At 55.3% G+C, this 16,401-nt stretch carries 13 protein-coding genes and 1 tRNA gene; 8 read left to right on the top strand and 6 right to left on the bottom strand.

All coding sequences use genetic code 11. The annotated features are described in order from the left end of the window. Window positions 1–3: 3 nt before the first annotated feature. Genes coaBC through CAP48_RS13545 form a run of 4 tightly spaced genes read right to left on the bottom strand, consistent with a single transcriptional unit; the run spans window position 4 to window position 5,554 of the window. Window positions 4–1,221, bottom strand: coding sequence for a bifunctional phosphopantothenoylcysteine decarboxylase/phosphopantothenate--cysteine ligase CoaBC (gene coaBC, locus CAP48_RS13560; RefSeq protein ID WP_100697593.1), 1,218 nt, complete (start codon window positions 1,219–1,221; stop codon window positions 4–6). Continuing rightward, window positions 1,218–1,739 (bottom strand): signal peptidase II, encoded by a 522-nt coding sequence (gene lspA / locus CAP48_RS13555; RefSeq protein ID WP_100697591.1) that lies wholly within the window; start codon window positions 1,737–1,739, stop codon window positions 1,218–1,220. Before lspA ends, coaBC begins: the two co-directional genes overlap by 4 nt. Further along, window positions 1,732–4,599 (bottom strand): isoleucine--tRNA ligase, encoded by a 2,868-nt coding sequence (gene ileS, locus CAP48_RS13550; RefSeq protein ID WP_100697589.1) that lies wholly within the window; start codon window positions 4,597–4,599, stop codon window positions 1,732–1,734. The genes lspA and ileS overlap by 8 nt, the downstream gene beginning before the upstream one ends. Continuing rightward, complete coding sequence (locus CAP48_RS13545) at window positions 4,589–5,554, bottom strand: bifunctional riboflavin kinase/FAD synthetase (RefSeq protein WP_100697587.1); 966 nt, start codon at window positions 5,552–5,554, stop codon at window positions 4,589–4,591. The genes ileS and CAP48_RS13545 overlap by 11 nt, the downstream gene beginning before the upstream one ends. Before the next feature lie 49 nt (window positions 5,555–5,603). Between CAP48_RS13545 and purN the strand changes: the two genes are divergently transcribed. The 6 genes from purN to CAP48_RS13520 all read left to right on the top strand — a co-directional run bounded on the left by purN (window position 5,604) and on the right by CAP48_RS13520 (window position 11,985). After that, on the top strand, window positions 5,604–6,281 hold the full coding sequence (gene purN, locus CAP48_RS13540; protein WP_100697585.1) for a phosphoribosylglycinamide formyltransferase: 678 nt from the start codon (window positions 5,604–5,606) through the stop codon (window positions 6,279–6,281). 115 nt (window positions 6,282–6,396) lie between these two features. Beyond that, complete coding sequence (locus CAP48_RS13535; RefSeq protein ID WP_100697583.1) at window positions 6,397–7,758, top strand: RsmB/NOP family class I SAM-dependent RNA methyltransferase; 1,362 nt, start codon at window positions 6,397–6,399, stop codon at window positions 7,756–7,758. Window positions 7,759–8,151: 393 nt separating this feature from the next. Continuing rightward, the gene (locus tag CAP48_RS13530) at window positions 8,152–9,354 is read left to right on the top strand and encodes a fatty acid desaturase (protein WP_100697581.1); all 1,203 of its coding nucleotides are present in this window, start codon (window positions 8,152–8,154) and stop codon (window positions 9,352–9,354) included. Further along, window positions 9,351–11,615, top strand: a complete 2,265-nt coding sequence (locus CAP48_RS13525; protein WP_100697579.1) for a UvrD-helicase domain-containing protein — start codon at window positions 9,351–9,353, stop codon at window positions 11,613–11,615. Before CAP48_RS13530 ends, CAP48_RS13525 begins: the two co-directional genes overlap by 4 nt. A gap of 46 nt (window positions 11,616–11,661) precedes the next feature. Beyond that, a complete protein-coding gene (locus CAP48_RS20255) occupies window positions 11,662–11,823 on the top strand; it encodes a hypothetical protein (protein ID WP_161495264.1) in 162 nt (53 codons plus the stop codon). An 85-nt stretch (window positions 11,824–11,908) separates the two neighbouring features. After that, window positions 11,909–11,985, top strand: a tRNA-Val gene (locus tag CAP48_RS13520). Window positions 11,986–12,967: 982 nt separating this feature from the next. Here CAP48_RS13520 and CAP48_RS13515 read toward each other — a convergent pair. Next, on the bottom strand, window positions 12,968–13,318 hold the full coding sequence (locus CAP48_RS13515) for a hypothetical protein (protein ID WP_100697577.1): 351 nt from the start codon (window positions 13,316–13,318) through the stop codon (window positions 12,968–12,970). Then, on the bottom strand, window positions 13,315–14,253 hold the full coding sequence (locus tag CAP48_RS13510; protein ID WP_100697575.1) for a LysR family transcriptional regulator: 939 nt from the start codon (window positions 14,251–14,253) through the stop codon (window positions 13,315–13,317). The genes CAP48_RS13515 and CAP48_RS13510 overlap by 4 nt, the downstream gene beginning before the upstream one ends. Before the next feature lie 352 nt (window positions 14,254–14,605). On the opposite strand from CAP48_RS13510, the gene CAP48_RS13505 reads away from it, so the two are divergent. Together CAP48_RS13505 and CAP48_RS13500 are read left to right on the top strand one after the other, a co-directional pair. Further along, window positions 14,606–15,391: a sulfite exporter TauE/SafE family protein gene (locus CAP48_RS13505; RefSeq protein WP_100697723.1), complete on the top strand. Its 786-nt coding sequence runs from the start codon at window positions 14,606–14,608 to the stop codon at window positions 15,389–15,391. A 137-nt stretch (window positions 15,392–15,528) separates the two neighbouring features. Next, on the top strand, window positions 15,529–16,302 hold the full coding sequence (locus CAP48_RS13500) for a YoaK family protein (protein ID WP_100697573.1): 774 nt from the start codon (window positions 15,529–15,531) through the stop codon (window positions 16,300–16,302). Window positions 16,303–16,401 lie beyond the last annotated feature (99 nt).

The following is a 16,401-nucleotide window of genomic DNA, read 5'->3' as shown; positions in this document are numbered from 1 at the left end:
AGATCAATTACCTCTGGACGCGTTCGGTTTGTCGCTGCGTTTGACGATCTCGGTAATCAGCCGGCGCGCCGCCGCCAGCTTATCCTGAACGGGCAGGGGATGACTGCCTTGCTCGTCAAATAGCACCATCCGCGACTGGTCCGCCTCCATCGTTTCCTGGGCCAGATTGCCTACCAGCAGGGGGATTTTTTTTCGCTTGCGCTTGGCTTCGGCAAAGTCGTGCAAATGCTCTGTTTCTGCGGCAAATCCCACGCACCAGGGGCCCTTGTCCAGGGCAGCCACGTCGGCCAGAATATCCGGATTTTCTGTCAACGCCAGATCCAGGCCGCCTTGCGTGCCGGTTTTCTTGACTTTCTGCTCTTGTGCGTTACTCACCCGCCAGTCGGCCACGGCAGCTACAGCGATGAATATGTCCTGTTCAGGCGCCAATTGCATCACATGAGCATGCATTTGGCGCGCCGTTTTGACGTTGATTCTGTCAACGCCGTAAGGGGCATCCAGCGCGGTGGGCCCAGACACGAGCGTAACCCGCGCACCGGCCTCCCAGGCTGCGCGAGCAATCGCGTAACCCATTTTTCCCGAAGAGCGATTGCTGATAAAACGCACCGGGTCAATGTCTTCCTGCGTCGGCCCGGCAGTGACCAGAACGCTTTTGCCGGCCAGCGCTTTGCCCTGGAAAAAAGCAAGGGCTTCGAAGATGATTTGCTCCGGCTCCAGCATGCGACCCTCGCCCACCTCGTTGCAGGCCTGCGAGCCGCTTGCCGGACCCCAGAGCCTGACGCCGTCATTGCGCAATTGCGCCGCGTTGCGTTGGGTAGCAGGATGTCCCCACATCTCACGATTCATGGCCGGCACCACCACCAGGGGGCACAGGCCGCGGGCGAGGCACACCGTGGAAAGCAGATCGTCGGCCAGGCCGTGCGTCAGCTTGGCCATGAAATCGGCGCTGGCCGGCACGATCAGGATCAGGTCGGCCTGGCGACTTAAATTGATATGTGCCATGCTGTTGTCCATCCGATCGTCCAGCGTTTCAGTGTAGACCGGATTGCCCGAGAGCGCCTGGAACGTGGTGGGGGTAACAAACTGGGTCGCTGCGTGCGTCATGGCAACGGTAATGACTGCGCCATGATCCTGCAGGCGCCGTACCAGCTCGGCCGTCTTGTAGCAGGCAATGCCTCCGGTGAGGCCAATCAGGATGCGTTTGCCGCAAAGCGGACTCATGTCTGTTGCTCCCTTTTCCTGTCGCGCAGATAGCGCCGCAGCTCATCAAGTATCAGCAAAATAGCGCCGATGGTAATGAAAGTGTCGGCCAGATTAAAGGCCGGAAAATAAGCGTCGTTCCAGTAAAACAGCAAAAAATCGATCACATGCCCATATAACGTTCTGTCGATCACGTTGCCGATGGCACCGGCAAGAATGAGCGCCAACGCCAGGCAGAAAAGCGGTTGCTCGCGGTGCTTGCGCAGCAGATACAGAATAAATGCAGAAGCGGCCAGGCCCAGCGCCAGGAAAAACCATCGCTGCCATCCGGCGCCGTCGGCCAGCAGGCTGAAGGCTGCACCCTGATTGTAGATCAGAATAAAATCGAAGACGGGCAGCACATTCACGCGTTGCAAATACTCGAAATTCTGTTCAAAGTACTGTTTGCTAAGCTGGTCTGCGCCGATCAGCAGCAGGGCCAGCGCGAGCCACGTCATGTACGGAATAACGCGTGTTGCCGGCGTCACCCCTTTATGCATAGTGCCTGTCCTCGCCACCGTGGTGCAGATTATCATCGCAGCGTGAGCAGATATCCGGGTGGTCCGCGATGCTGCCCACTTCTTCACGGTAATGCCAGCAGCGTTCACATTTGCGATGTTCGGATGGCGTGATGGTGAAATTGACGCCTTCGCCGGGCGCGCCTGCGTGTACTGCGGCACGCGAGACAATAAATACAAAACGCAGGTCATCGTTCAGGCTCTGCAGGTAGGCCAGATCCAGTCCGTCGGCGAAAACATCCACCTCGGCCTGCAACGCAGAGCCGATCCGCCCCGCACTGCGTACGTCTTCCAGTTGCTTGTTCAGGTCGGCGCGAATCTGCAGAATGCGTTCCCATTTTTTACTGAGGGCGGCGTGATCGGCGACCTCGGGCAGGCTGTGGAACACTTCGGTAAAAATCGTGACCGTGTCTGCGCTGTCCGTGTTTTTCAGCGTTGATTTCTGAAGTTCCTGCCAGGCTTCTTCGGCAGTAAAAGACAACACCGGCGCCAGCAGTTTGATCAGGCTTAGCGTGATGTGCAGCAGGGCCGTTTGCGCCGAACGCCTTGCCAGGCTGTCGCGCCCTGTTACGTAGAGGCGGTCCTTGAGTATATCCAGATAGAACGAGCCCAGATCTTCTGAGCAGAAAATCTGCAGGCGTGCCATGGCCGGATGAAAATTGAATTCGTCATAGTAGGCCATCACTTCATTTTGCATGTCCCGCGTCAATGCAAGCGCGTACTGGTCAACTTCGAACAGTTCGCCGGTTTGCACCATATCGGTTGCGGCATCAAAGTCATTCAGATTGCCCAGCAGGAAGCACAAGGTATTGCGGATACGACGATACCCCTCAACGACGCGCTTGAGAATCTGGTCCGAAATGGACAGTTCACCCGAATAATCGGTTGAGGCAGTCCAGAGCCGGATGATTTCTGCGCCCAGCGAGTCGGATACCTTCTGTGGCGCAATCACGTTGCCCATCGACTTGCTCATCTTGCGTCCCTGGCCATCGACCACAAAGCCGTGGGTCAGCAGATTGCGGTAGGGCGGCTCTCCGAACAGCATGGACGAAGTCAGCAGCGACGAATGGAACCAGCCGCGGTGTTGATCCGATCCTTCCAGATACAGATCTGCGGGCCAGCGCAGCGTATCTGAATGCGAGCCGGTGGTTGCCTGCTCTTTGCCGCCCAGCACGGTAAAATGCGTGGTTCCCGAGTCGAACCAGACATCCAGTGTGTCGCGGTTTTTCTCGTATTGTGCGGCTTCGTCACCCAGCAGTTCTGCCGGGTCCAACGCCTGCCAGGCTTCAATGCCCTGTTTCTCAACGCGTTGCGCAATCTGTTCAAGCAGTTGAACGGTGCGCGGATGCAACTGACCTGTTTCTTTGTGTACAAAAAATGCCATGGGCACGCCCCATTGGCGCTGGCGCGACAAGGTCCAGTCAGGACGATTGGCAATCATGGCATGCAGGCGAGCTCGCCCCCAGGTCGGATAAAAGCCGGTGGCGTCAATGCCGGTCAGCGCTTTTTCACGCAAGGTACCGGTTTGATCTTCGGGCTGGCGATCCATGCCGGCGAACCACTGGCTGGTGGCGCGATAAATAATGGGCGTTTTATGGCGCCAGCAATGCATATAACTGTGCTTGTAGCTTTCCACATGCACCAGCGTGCCAGCTTGCTGCATGGCCTTGACAATGTCGGGGTTCGCTTCCCAGATTGTCTTGCCGCCGAACAATGGTAGAGAGGGCACATATTTGCCGTCTGCCATCACCGGGCTGATGATGTCGGTGTCTGCCATGCCATTGGCCTTGCAGGACTGGAAGTCTTCTACACCATACGCGGGCGCCGAGTGAACAATACCGGTTCCGGTATCGACCGTGACATAGTCGCCCAGGTAGACCGGTGACAGCCGGTCGTAGCCCGCATCGGCAGCTGCCAGCGGATGGCGGAACGCAATGTGGTCCAGCGCCTGTCCGGTACATTCGGCAATCACAGTGCCTTCCAGCTGCCAGTGTTCAAGACAGGCCTGTACCCGATCCTTGGCCAGCAACAGCAATGGGCCGGTAGGTAGCGGCTCGCTCAGGCGCACCAGGGCATAAACGACCTCCGGGTGCACGTTCAGGGCCTGGTTCGACGGAATCGTCCAGGGTGTTGTGGTCCAGATAACGACTGCACCGTCCTGCACGCTGTCTACGCCGAAGGCGGCTGCCAGCTTGTCTTTCTGGGCAAAGGTAAAGGCCACGTCAATGGCCGGGTCCTTGCGGTCCGCATATTCCACTTCGGCTTCGGCCAGCGCAGAGCCGCAATCGAAACACCAGTTCACCGGTTTGAGGCCGCGGAACACGTAGCCTTTTTCCATGATGCGCGCCAGCGCGCGCAACTCATTGGCCTCATTGCCATAATTCATGGTCAGATACGGGTTTTCCCAATCGCCCAGTACGCCCAGGCGTTTGAAGTCGGCACGCTGACGGTCAATCTGCTCCAGTGCGTAGGCGCGGGCCTTGGACTGGACCTCTGCCACCGGCAGGTTCTTGCCGTATTTCTTTTCGATCTGGATTTCAATGGGCATGCCGTGACAGTCCCAGCCAGGCACGTAGGGCGCGTCAAAGCCCGCCATTGTGCGACTTTTGAGGATAATGTCCTTGAGAATCTTGTTGACCGCATGGCCAATATGAATATCACCGTTTGCATAGGGCGGGCCATCATGCAGGATATACGTGGGGCGACCGGCGCAGGCCTTGCGGATCGCCTGGTAGACTTTTTTTTGCTCCCACTCTTGAACCCAGCCGGGTTCGCGTTTTGGCAAATTTCCCCGCATCGGGAAGGGGGTTTCAGGCAGATTCAGGGTGTTCTTATAATCCATGGACAGCAAAGTAGTTGCGAGCAACGTCCGCATCGTGGCGGATGGCGTCAGTCAGAGTTTGTAAATCGGGGAATTTTTCTTCGTCCCGCACGGCGTGCAAAAAGCTTATTGTAATAAGTTTACCGTATGCCGATACGTTTTTATCGAGAATATGCACTTCCAGCAGGACTTGTCCGTCCTCTTCAACAGTTGGGCGAACGCCAAGGCTGGCGATTGCCGGCAGCGGCCCGGCCTGCAGTCCATCGACCTTGACCACATAAATACCCGAGCGCAACGCGCAGCGCGGCATGGCGCGGAGGTTGAGTGTCGGAAAGCCGATGGTCCGGCCCAGTTTTCGCCCGTGTATCACATGTCCGCTGATTTGATAGGCGTGGCCAAGAAATTCGCGGGCCCGCTCAATGTCTGCGTAGGCCAGTGCTTGGCGCAATTCGGAACTGGAGTATCGGACGCCGCTCGTGTCCAGCACGTCATGCAAGGTCTCTACTTCAAAGCCAAACCGAGCGCCCGCTTCGCGCAATAGGGCGATATCGCCGCGCCGTTTGCTGCCGAAACGAAAGTCTTCACCAACATAAAGCCACTTGACGGCCAACTGGCGCACCAGAATGTCTTCGATGAATTGCTCCGGCGACTGCTGGGCAAAGGCCTGGTCAAAGCGACGGATATGAATGTGCCGGATGCCGCAACAGGACAGTGCACGGACTTTGTCGCGCAGGGTTGAAATCCGGGTCGGGGCCAGTTCGGGACGTTGTTCACGAAGGGCAAAGTATTCACGCGGATGTGGTACGAATGTCATAACCGACGGCACCAGCGCTTTGGCTGCGGCGGTTCGGACAACGTGCGAGAGCAATTGCTGGTGGCCCAGGTGGACGCCATCGAAATTGCCAATGGTAAGGGCGCTGCCGGTTTGGGCAGCCGAGGCAAAAGCCTGACGGGAGATTTGGAGAGGATTTTTCACGCCATACAGTTTACAATTTTAAACTTGCAAGTAATACGGAAGTGTTCAGTTGAAACCAACAAATCCTGCGGCAGCCCGGGTCGTCATTCTCATTTCCGGGCGCGGCTCGAATATGCAAGCCTTAGTGCGTGCTGCAAGTCAAATTACAAATGTCAATATCACGGCAGTCATTTCGCACAGTCCGTGCAGTGAAGGATTGGCCTGGGCGCAAGCTCAGGGAATAACAACAGAGCAACTGGTGTATGATGCGGCTGGCGGCCAGACTCGCGCGCAATATGACCAGGCGCTGGCCGAGCGCATTGATCGCTATCGGCCCGATCTGGTGTTGCTTGCCGGTTTCATGCGCATTCTGAGCGATGACTTCGTGCGGCATTACACCGGCAGACTGGTCAATATCCATCCGTCGCTATTGCCGCTGTTTCCCGGCCTGCATACTCATCAGCAGGCACTGGATGCCGGTGTGCGGGTTCATGGCTGTAGTGTGCATTTTGTCATTCCCGCGCTGGATCAGGGGCCGATTATCGCCCAGGCTGTCGTACCCGTCGTTGCAGGTGATACTGCGCAAAGCCTCGCCCAGCGGGTGCTCGTAATGGAGCACCGGCTTTATCCCCAGGTATTGCAATGGCTGGTGGAAAAAGATGTTTATCTGGACGAGCATGGCAAAGTCGGCTTAACAAGAGCGCTGCCGTTACAGCAGTTTTACGCAGATACGGAATATGTCAGCTGATCCGTCGCATATAGCGTCTATGGATTACGCTTATATCAGCGCCGGATATTTCAATATCGATAACCACATTTGACATAACGTTCAATCAGCCATAACGTTCAATCAGGCCAAAATTATGACAATCAAATCCGCTAGAAAAGATACAGGGCGCCGTTCTGCGAAACCCGATTTTACCCGTCGCACGCCCCGGCCCGCCGCGGCCGGCGCACGCCAACGTGGCGTCTATACAGTACGCCTGGGCCAGATCCGCGATGTATTGAACGAAGTGCTAAAGTGGAAACACCCAGCCGACGCCGTGCTTTCGGCCTGGTTCCGGGCCAATAAATCTCTGGGCGGGCGCGACCGCAATGAAGTGGCCGAGGCCGTTTTCGATGTGCTGCGCCACCTGCGTCGTTATCGTCAATACGCTGAAAGCGGAACCGGACCGGCGCTGGAGCGCCTGGCCATTCTGGGACTTGCCTCGGTGGTAGGTAAGGACACGGTTGCGGCTCAGCTTTCCGAAGAAGAAAAAAGCTGGCTGGTGCGTGTCGAGGCCATTGACCTGGCTTCGCTGGCTCCGGAAATACGTGGCAGCCTGCCCGACTGGCTGTATGAGCACATGAGCCAGATGGACGAGTTTGAAAGCCTGATCGCAGCGCTCAATACGAAGGCGCCGCTCGATCTGCGTGTGAACCCTTTCAAAATCGACAGAGATACGGTGTTGGCCCAAATGCAGGATAGTCCGGTCGCCGAGTTCGATCCGCAGCCCACGCCTTATTCTCCGTGGGGCATTCGGCTTAACGGTAAACCGGCAATTTCCCGCTGGACCCTGTTTGAAAACGGCTCGCTGGAAGTGCAGGATGAAGGCAGCCAGTTGCTGGCGTTGCTGGTAGGGCCAAAACGCACCGACATGGTGATTGATTTTTGCGCTGGGGCTGGCGGTAAAACCCTGTTGCTTGGCGCTCTTATGCGCTCGGCCGGGCGTCTGTATGCCTTCGATGTATCGGCCGCTCGTCTGGCCAAGGCCAAGCCCCGAATCGCCCGTAGCGGACTGTCGAATGTGACACCCATTGCCATATCAAACGAAAACGATGCCCGTGTGAAACGACTTGCCGGCAAAGCCGACAAGGTGCTGGTTGATGCGCCATGTACCGGTGTCGGCACACTGCGCCGCAATCCAGATCTCAAGTGGCGCCAGTCTCTGGCCAGCGTGCAGGAGTTAACTCAGTTGCAGACGCGTATTCTGAACAGTGCCGCGCGCTGTGTGGCGCCGGGCGGCCGTCTGGTGTATTCCACCTGCAGCGTACTGCCGCAGGAAAACGAACAACAGGTCGATGCCTTCCTGGCAGCCCATCCCGAGTTCACTCTGCTCAATTCCCAGGAAGTTTTGGGCGACCGATGTCCGGAATTGGGCATGAAGACGCCTTATCTGAAGTTGCGCCCCGATGTTCATGGCACCGACGGTTTTTTTGCCGCAGTGCTGGAGCGCAGCAAATAAATTTACCGGAAAAAATTCCTATTAAAAGGAACCACCTGTTGCCAAAATGGTCTTAAAATAGAGAAATAAGCGGCTAAAACCCGTTAATCTGTCCAGGAATGTGCGTTTGTAACCTTGCGCAACACAATACGGGTAACAATACGCATGGCGTCCAGGCAATAGGGCTATATTCAAGAAAAGAGCAGGTACTGTGTCAGAATAATGACATTCTGCTCACGACTTGACTAAAATCAAGAAAAAACACCGCTAAATTTTTTCTTAGTGAAATCATGGTGTTATAATTCCTGCGCGATTTGATATCGTTCAGCATCCGGCCCGAATTAGGGCACACTGTCCGCCGCAGCGGGCCAATGCCCGGCAACCAAGGGCATCTCAGGAGACCTTAAAGGGTATATGGATACAATTCTCAGTTTTATTACCGGTGGCTTTTTGCAACTTGCCTGGTGGCAGGTCGTTCTTGTCACGCTGGTGCTTACGCACATCACCATTGCGGCAGTTACTATTTATCTGCACCGCAGTCAGGCTCACCGGGGGCTGGATCTGCATCCAGCCGTTTCGCATTTCTTTCGCTTCTGGCTTTGGCTGACCACAGGCATGGTCACGCGCGAGTGGGTGGCTATCCACCGCAAGCATCATGCCAAATGCGAACGTGAAGGCGATCCCCACTCGCCCGTGATTTACGGTATCGACCGGGTCTTGTGGAAAGGCGCAGAACTGTATCGTGAAGAGGCCGCCAACGAAGAAACCGTCAAGCGTTTCAGCCACGGTACGCCCGACGACTGGATGGAGCGCAACGTTTACTCCCGCCACACCACGCTGGGTATTTTTACTATGCTCGCGATCGACCTGCTGTTGTTCGGCGCACTGGGTCTGACCGTGTGGGCGGTGCAAATGGCATGGATTCCATTCTGGGCGGCCGGCGTGGTCAACGGTCTGGGTCACTATATCGGCTACCGTAATTTTTCCAGTCCCGACACCAGTACCAATTTGTTTCCCATTGGCATCATCATCGGCGGCGAAGAGTTGCACAACAATCACCATGCTTATGGCACATCGGCCAAGTTCTCCAGCAAGTGGTATGAGTTTGATATTGGGTGGGGCTATATCCGGATTTTGCAGGCATTGCGCCTGGCCCAGGTCAAGAAGGTTGCACCCAAGCTCAAGCTGGTCCGCGAAAAGTCCGATTCTGTGACCGAGCAGACCCTGCAAGGCGTGATTACGCACCGTTATGAAATCATGGCACGTTACGCCAGTATGCTGCGCCAGTCAGTCCAGTCTGAAATAAAACGCCTGACGCAGGCTGGCGTCAATGACCAGGAACGTGAACTGCTGCAAAAAGTGCAGTCCCGGCTTGGTCAGGCTGATCTGGCCCTGAACCCGCAGGAAAAACTGGAGCTGGATAACATGCTGTCTCAGAACACCGTGCTGGCCAAACTGGTGCACATGCGGGACGAGCTCTATCGCGTTTGGACCAGCTCCACCGCCAGTAGTGAGCAATTGCTCAGCGACCTGCAGCAGTGGTGCCAGCATGCCCAGCAAAGCGGCATCCAGAGCCTCGAACAGTTCGCCATGCGTCTGCGCCGCTATGCCGCATGATCCAGCAGTTAAATCCTGAGCAACTGGCGGCAGTTACCACAGCAAGTCAGCATACGCTTGTGCTGGCTGGCGCAGGCAGCGGCAAAACGAAGGTTCTGACCACACGTATGGCCTGGCTAATCCAGAACGGAAAAGTCAGTCCTTACGGTGTGCTTGCGGTCACCTTTACCAATAAAGCGGCGCGTGAAATGCTCACGCGCCTGACCGCCATGCTACCTGTGGATACACGGGGCATGTGGGTCGGTACGTTTCATGGTCTGTGCAACCGGCTTTTGCGCGCGCATTATCGCGATGCCGGTTTGCCTCAGAATTTCCAGATCCTTGATATCGCCGATCAACTAGCCGCCATCAAGCGCCTGATCAAGTCCAACGATATCGACGACGAAAAATTCCCGCCCAGGGATGTGCAGCGTTTCATCAATAACGCCAAGGAAAATGGCGAGCGGCCCGAACATATTGAAATCTGGGACGCCCATCGCAAGCGTCTGGCGGAAATTTATCAGCTATACCAGGAGCAATGCCAGCGTGAGGGCGTCGTGGATTTCGCCGAACTGTTGTTGCGCGCTTATGAATTGTTATCGCGTAATACACCGGTGCGCGAGCATTACCAGCGACGCTTTCGCTATATCCTGATCGACGAATTCCAGGACACCAATACATTGCAGTATAAATGGCTGTGTCTGCTGGCGGGCGGCGATGCGTCGCTGTTTGCCGTGGGTGACGATGACCAGTCCATCTACGCCTTTCGTGGCGCCAATGTCGGCAATATGTCAGCATTCGAACGCGACTATGCCGGCGACAATATTATCCGCCTGGAACAGAACTACCGCTCTTTCGGTCATATCCTGGATGCGGCCAACGCACTGATTGAACACAATACCGAGCGACTTGGCAAAAATCTGTGGACCGACAGGGGCGAGGGGGAGCTGCTGCGGGTTGTTGAACAGCCTAGCGACCTGCTTGAGGCCCAGTGGGTGGTCGATGAGATTCGCGCGCAAATCAACGAGGGTCGCATGCGCAGCGAAATTGCCGTCCTGTATCGCAGCAATGCACAGTCCCGGCCTATCGAGCACGCTTTGTTTTCCGCGCACATCCCTTACAAAGTCTATGGTGGTCTGCGCTTTTTCGAGCGCCAGGAAATCAAACATGTATTGGCCTACCTTCGGTTGGTGGCCAGCGGCGACGATGACACATCGTTCATGCGCGTGGTTAATTTTCCGACTCGCGGTATTGGCGCCAGAACGCTGGAAAATCTTACCGACTCGGCGCGTCAGATCGGTTGCAATCTGATCCATGCCGTCGGTGCAGTATCCGGGCGCAGCGGCGGCAAGCTGCTGGCTTTCGCCAAATTAATTGAAACCTTGCGTGAAGCTGCGCAAACCCTTAGCCTGCCTGAGCTGATCAAGCATGTCAATGATATTTCCGGCCTGACAACGCATTACGAAGCGGAGCGTGAAGGTGCCGAGCGCCTGGAGAACCTGGGCGAACTGATCAATGCGGCCACGGCGTTCTGTGTCGAAGAAAATTTGGAAGGCAAGGCTGCAATGGCGCTGGTAGAACGCTCTGTCGCGCCTGATGATCCGGACGCGCCGTTTGCCCGGGAGCAAACCACACCGCTGGCCCTTTTTCTGTCTCACGCTTCGCTTGAAGCAGGAGATAATCAGGCGCAAGCGGGCGAAGACGCGATTCAGCTCATGACGATTCATGCTGCCAAGGGACTGGAGTTTGACTCGGTCTTTATCACCGGTGTGGAAGAAGGCCTGTTTCCCCATGAAAACAGTATGATGGCCGAAGACGGATTGCAGGAAGAGCGTCGTCTCATGTATGTCGCTATTACGCGCGCCAAGGAAAGGCTGACCATCAGCCTGGCACATTCACGCATGCTGCATGGCCAAACGCGTTACTCCATGCGTTCGCGCTTTTTGGATGAATTGCCCGAGGATCACCTTAAGTGGCTGACCCCGCGCGCCCGTGAACAGGCCGAGCCTTCCTGGGGTATGCGGCTGCACGTTGATGCACATGCGCGTCCCTCCACAGGCAAGATTGAGCCGCGCGCACCGCGCAGCACCAGTTCGGGTGTGAGTGTCAGCGGCAAACAATATCGGATAGGCCAGGGTGTGCATCATGCGCGCTTCGGAGATGGTACGATTATCCGATTAAGCGGGCAGGGTGCAGATGCCCAGGCCGAAATCGTATTTAGGGACGCAGGCGCGAAAACCCTGGCACTGGCGGTCGCCAAACTGGACATCATTGCAGCCTGAACGCACAGACCCATTTTTTCGAAACCGGGCAGACCAAGGAAATGTTATGAAAGCGCTCATGTATACTCTCGCCCTTATCGTAGGGGCCGGTTTATTCAGTGGTTGTGCCGGCAATGCGGACAATAGCCGTAGCGGCAGCAAAGTCCAGGTTTATGGCACCATGGACACCGGCATCGGCTATCAATCCAGACGCATTTCCCGTGATTGAGACAAACAGAAGAAATTGTTTTACTTTGCTATTGAAGTGGTAGACAAATCAGACGATACAGTGGTAGAATTCTTTTCTTTCCTGAAGGCGGTTAGCTCAGTTGGTTAGAGCGCTACGTTGACATCGTAGAGGTCGCTGGTTCGAATCCAGTACTGCCTACCAGTTCTCATACTGGTTATTGAACTGATTTTATCGGTTTCAGACTATCGATATTTTCTTATCGATTCTTCTCTTCCTAGTGCTCTCCTTCTGGTATTTTTCCTCCAGTATTTTCTCCTTAAGATCCCCCTCATTTAGTATTTACTTCCAGTATTTCCTCTCTGGTATTTGCCTTCTGGTATTTCCCAACTGGTATGCCTTGTGCAGAATCCCTTCTCCAGAATCCCCGCTCTGGCATTCATTCGCCTGTATTCGTTCCCCAGGACTCCCTCTTTACTGTCCTGACTCGCACTTCTTCTCTAGAATTTTTCGCTCGCTAAATTTTTGTTATTCGTCGCGTTTTGGACTATGGCATTGCAATACTCGTTATTGCTACACCTTTATGTTGCGGTCCCGCCGGTACCCGCGAGGGTTAGACAGACATCGGCTTGGCACGAGGGCAACGCCCGTGCCGCAGATGTCAAGGCTGAAAATGAAGAAGCGACAAGAGTGGGAGCGGCAGCACACCCATCTTAGATGCAGTAGCGGCCAGCCACGCGTGCAACGATAAAGGAGGCTTATCTGCCTGCTCGGAATGCGCGAATTAAGTCACGGGCCTGGAGCATGTAACCTTTTGCCACGTTTCGATTGCCACTGGAACGGGCGTCTTTGTACTTGCTGACCGCCTTTCGGATCAGGCCGATGTGGACCTGCTGGTATGCTGCGTTCATAGACATCTCCAAGCGAATTTACACTGAGTTTACAGTTCTATTACAAGTTGATGCATTCAGTGAAAACCACTATGTTGCTGTATGTCCACAGCAGGGGTAGGCCAGTAATGCAGCAGGCAAAAAAAAAGCCAGCTGTAATAGCTGGCGAGTTCACCCAAAAGCAAGACGTTTTAGCGATTATAGGCGGCGGTGCTTGCAATCACAATTTAAGAAGTGTCAAGATTTTCCGGCATTGAATTTGCATCAGCTTCGCGCGGACTCCGTATCGTGTGTTGTCAGTAAAGCAGCAGCAAGCCCAGTCTGGCCACTGCATAGAATCCGATTGCGGCAGCAAAAATGCAGACTATGTATGGTGGCACGCTGAGCCAGGGTCGTCGGCCGACAATAAAGCGGCTGATACCACCAGCAAACGCCAAGCTATAGAGCACGCAGGCAATATGCAGCACTGTCGAGTTCGATTGTGAAAACCCAAGCATGAACAGCGCGGTGCCTATCATGAACGAGGGCAGCGCGACCGCAAAGCTGGCAGCGCGGTACATGGCTGCACCGTCAATTTCCCAGTCGGGATTATCTTCTTGCGGCTTTGATTCCGGTGAATCAGTAGGTGGTCGTTTCGTACCGGTCATTTTCGGTCTACTTTTCGAAGGGGTGTATCAATCATTGTCATCGTTGTCGGTCCCATATCCAGAATATGTCGCATCAGCGCAAGCACATAGGCCGGCAACTGTTCGCTGTCGCGCACGCATAGCATCAGGTTGCGACGGGCCCAGTCGTTCGAAAGTGCAATGATGTTCAGTCGCAGCGCCTGCTGATGGCGCGTGGCGGCTGTCAGCGGGACAATCGCAATGCCGACTCCGTTGCCTACCATTTTGCATACCGCGTCAATACTGCGCACGCGAACACGATAGTGCAGATGCTTGCCTGCCTGGCGACTATGGGTCGCAATATGTTCCTGCAGGGCGCTGCCGGCCATCAGTCCGACAAAATCCAGGTGGCTGATTTGAACCAGACTGACCGGATTCGGGATAGCTTGCGCAAAGTCGGCACAAGTGATGACGACCAGGGGGTCTGCCGCTATCGGAAATGCCTGTAGCGCGTCCAGCTCCGCCGAGTCCGCAACCAGCCCGATATCTGCCATGCCCTGACGGATCAGCTCGGTAATGGCGGTACTGGTGCGTTCTTCCAAATCGATTGAAATATCCGGATGCTGCTGCAGAAACGTACCCAGCAGCGCTGGCAGATATTCGTTGCAGGCCGAGGTGTTGCCCAGTAGCCTGACATGTCCTTTGACGCCGCTGCCGTACTGTCCAAGGTCACTATGCATGCGCGCCATTTGCTGTACCACAACACTGGCGTGATGCAGCAGCGTGCGGCCGGCGGGCGTCACTTGGACGCCTTTGTGGCGGCGATTGAGCAAAAGCACGCCCAGCACGGCTTCCATGCCTTTTATGCGCTCGCTGGCCGAAGCTGTCGTGATATGACAGCGGCGCGCAGCTTCGGTGATCGTGCCCGATTCGTGCACGTTCAAAAACAGGCGAAGGTCGGTAAGGTCAAATCGCATTTGCGCAGTATAGCAGCCTGCTTAAGGAAATTCCTTAAGATGTAGCCACTATTTCCCGATTTTCAAATAAAAACCAAGTGCCTACAATCGGACTATCAATACGCACAAGCCAGTTGTTTTTATTGAACGTAGCGATATTGCCTGGTTTGTGACGTCCGCCTTCGCCGCTATGATCGAGTCAGTGCTTGGTATCAGGTATTTCCTGATGCATCGCGATAATTTTTTGATCTTTATGACTTATCTGCTTGTGAAATTCGCCACTGCGGGGAGGGCGCAAAGATTGCGCATCAGGTATGTCGTGATTCATGGCGATATTGCTGCTGTTTTCGTTGACCTTTTCTATGTGCAAATCATGAATTTACTGACTGAATATTTCTCCTTTTTTGAGCCATTGCCAGCAAATACCTTCGGTCTGCTGGCGCTGATCACGGCGATTTTCGTTCTCGCTGGCGCCGTCAAGGGCGTGGTAGGGCTGGGGCTGCCAACTATCTCCATGGCGTTGCTGGCGCTGCTGATGTCGCCAGCGCAGGCGGCCGCGCTGTTGGTCATCCCGTCGTTGCTGACCAATGTTTGGCAAATGCGACCTTTTTGGACTTTGCCAGACCTGCTACGCAGCATCGGTCCAATGCAGATTGGCATATTCATCGGTACGCTCCTGGGAGCATGGCTATGGGGCGCGCCCGCAGGCCGTGCGGCGGGTGCGGCACTGGGTATGGCGTTGGTCGTCTATGCGTGCTGGGGCTTACTTGGCCATCCGGTCAATATATCGCCCCAAGTGCGGGCCTGGCTGGGTCCGCTTGCCGGGTTTACGACCGGGCTTGTCACGGCGGCGACCGGTGTTTTTGTGGTGCCGGCTGTTCCTTATTTGCAGGCGCTACAGCTGTCTCGTGATGCCCTTATCCAGACGATGGGGGTATGTTTTACCGTTTCAACGATCGCATTGGCGCTGGGCTTGTGGTTGAATCAAAGCTATTCGATTGAAGCGGCCGGTGTCTCGCTGCTGATGCTGGTTCCCGCACTTGTTGGTATGTCACTGGGTCAGTCGCTCAGGCAACGACTGCCGGTGCCTTTGTTCAGAAAAGTTTTCTTTTTCAGTCTGATTGTATTGGGCGTTTATCAATTGGCCGCCAGCATTTGAGTGGATGAGCCGTAAGCCTTCACAGATTTGTGCCACGTTTTTCAAACGGCCTATAATACGTAGGCATATAATAGGTAAAAACCATAAATCATACGACTCCTTTTCATGCATGCCCAAAGCAACGGGCTGCCTCACATATGCCGCTTAGATACACCCGGACGTTGACCGATTCGGTCAGAACTCAGAAAGCCGACAAACAGGTTGGCACGCTACTGGCCTTTGTCGCCGGCGCCATCAATGCAGGCGGGTTCCTCGCAGTTCATCAATATACTTCGCATATGACCGGCATTGTGTCATCCATGGCCGATCAGCTCATTCTTGGCGCTTTCGATCTGGTGCTGGCTGGCGTCGCAGCATTGATTTGTTTTCTTTGTGGCAGCATCTGCACCACCATGATGGTCAATTATGCCAGGATACATCGATTGCGCAGTGAGTACGCGCTGCCACTCCTGCTCGAAGCGGTGCTGCTTTTGTGTTTTGGCATGTTGGGCGCGCAAATTGCCCAGTTGCATGGGCTTTTCGTGCCCATCACCGTCATGATTCTGGCCTTTCTGATGGGGCTGCAAAACGCCTTGATTACCAAACTGTCGCGGTCGGTCATCCGTACCACCCATGTGACGGGGATTGTTACCGATATTGGTATTGAGCTGGGCAAACTGTTTTATTGGAATCGGGGCCGCGCGCGCGAGCACAGGCAATTTGTCGTGGCTGATCGCAGCCGTCTGCGCCTGCATTGCGCGCTGCTGCTTGCTTTCTTTTCCGGCGGGACAATGGGCGCCTGGGGCTTCAGTCATATCGGCTATGCTGCAACGGTTCCGCTGGCTTGTCTGCTGGTATTGATCTCCAGTATTCCCGCTTTTGATGATATCCGCGCCTGGCTGGTTAACCGCAAGCATCGGCCGGCCGAATAAGCAAACTGCTGCGAAAGCGGTAGTATACCCTTGGCGGCTGCCGGGCCGCCATGCCTGCGCAATTGCAACATCGGGTGGACGTTGGCGACACGGCACCCC

This window comes from Advenella sp. S44 (assembly GCF_002810445.1).
Taxonomy (GTDB): Bacteria; Pseudomonadota; Gammaproteobacteria; order Burkholderiales; family Burkholderiaceae_B; genus Advenella.
Note: the sequence above shows the minus strand (reverse complement) of the source record. Positions and strands in the feature narration are given on the sequence as shown.

What these genes read in the sequence shown, in the direction of transcription:
- coaBC (WP_100697593.1), bottom strand. Translation starts at nt 1,221, where the DNA reads ATGAGTCCGCTTTGCGGCAAACGCATCCTGATTGGCCTCACCGGAGGC.
- lspA (WP_100697591.1), bottom strand. Translation starts at nt 1,739, where the DNA reads ATGCATAAAGGGGTGACGCCGGCAACACGCGTTATTCCGTACATGACG.
- ileS (WP_100697589.1), bottom strand. Translation starts at nt 4,599, where the DNA reads ATGGATTATAAGAACACCCTGAATCTGCCTGAAACCCCCTTCCCGATG.
- CAP48_RS13535 (WP_100697583.1), top strand. Translation starts at nt 6,397, where the DNA reads ATGACAATCAAATCCGCTAGAAAAGATACAGGGCGCCGTTCTGCGAAA.
- CAP48_RS13530 (WP_100697581.1), top strand. Translation starts at nt 8,152, where the DNA reads ATGGATACAATTCTCAGTTTTATTACCGGTGGCTTTTTGCAACTTGCC.
- CAP48_RS13525 (WP_100697579.1), top strand. Translation starts at nt 9,351, where the DNA reads ATGATCCAGCAGTTAAATCCTGAGCAACTGGCGGCAGTTACCACAGCA.
- CAP48_RS20255 (WP_161495264.1), top strand. Translation starts at nt 11,662, where the DNA reads ATGAAAGCGCTCATGTATACTCTCGCCCTTATCGTAGGGGCCGGTTTA.
- CAP48_RS13515 (WP_100697577.1), bottom strand. Translation starts at nt 13,318, where the DNA reads ATGACCGGTACGAAACGACCACCTACTGATTCACCGGAATCAAAGCCG.
- CAP48_RS13510 (WP_100697575.1), bottom strand. Translation starts at nt 14,253, where the DNA reads ATGCGATTTGACCTTACCGACCTTCGCCTGTTTTTGAACGTGCACGAA.
- CAP48_RS13505 (WP_100697723.1), top strand. Translation starts at nt 14,606, where the DNA reads ATGAATTTACTGACTGAATATTTCTCCTTTTTTGAGCCATTGCCAGCA.
- CAP48_RS13500 (WP_100697573.1), top strand. Translation starts at nt 15,529, where the DNA reads ATGCCGCTTAGATACACCCGGACGTTGACCGATTCGGTCAGAACTCAG.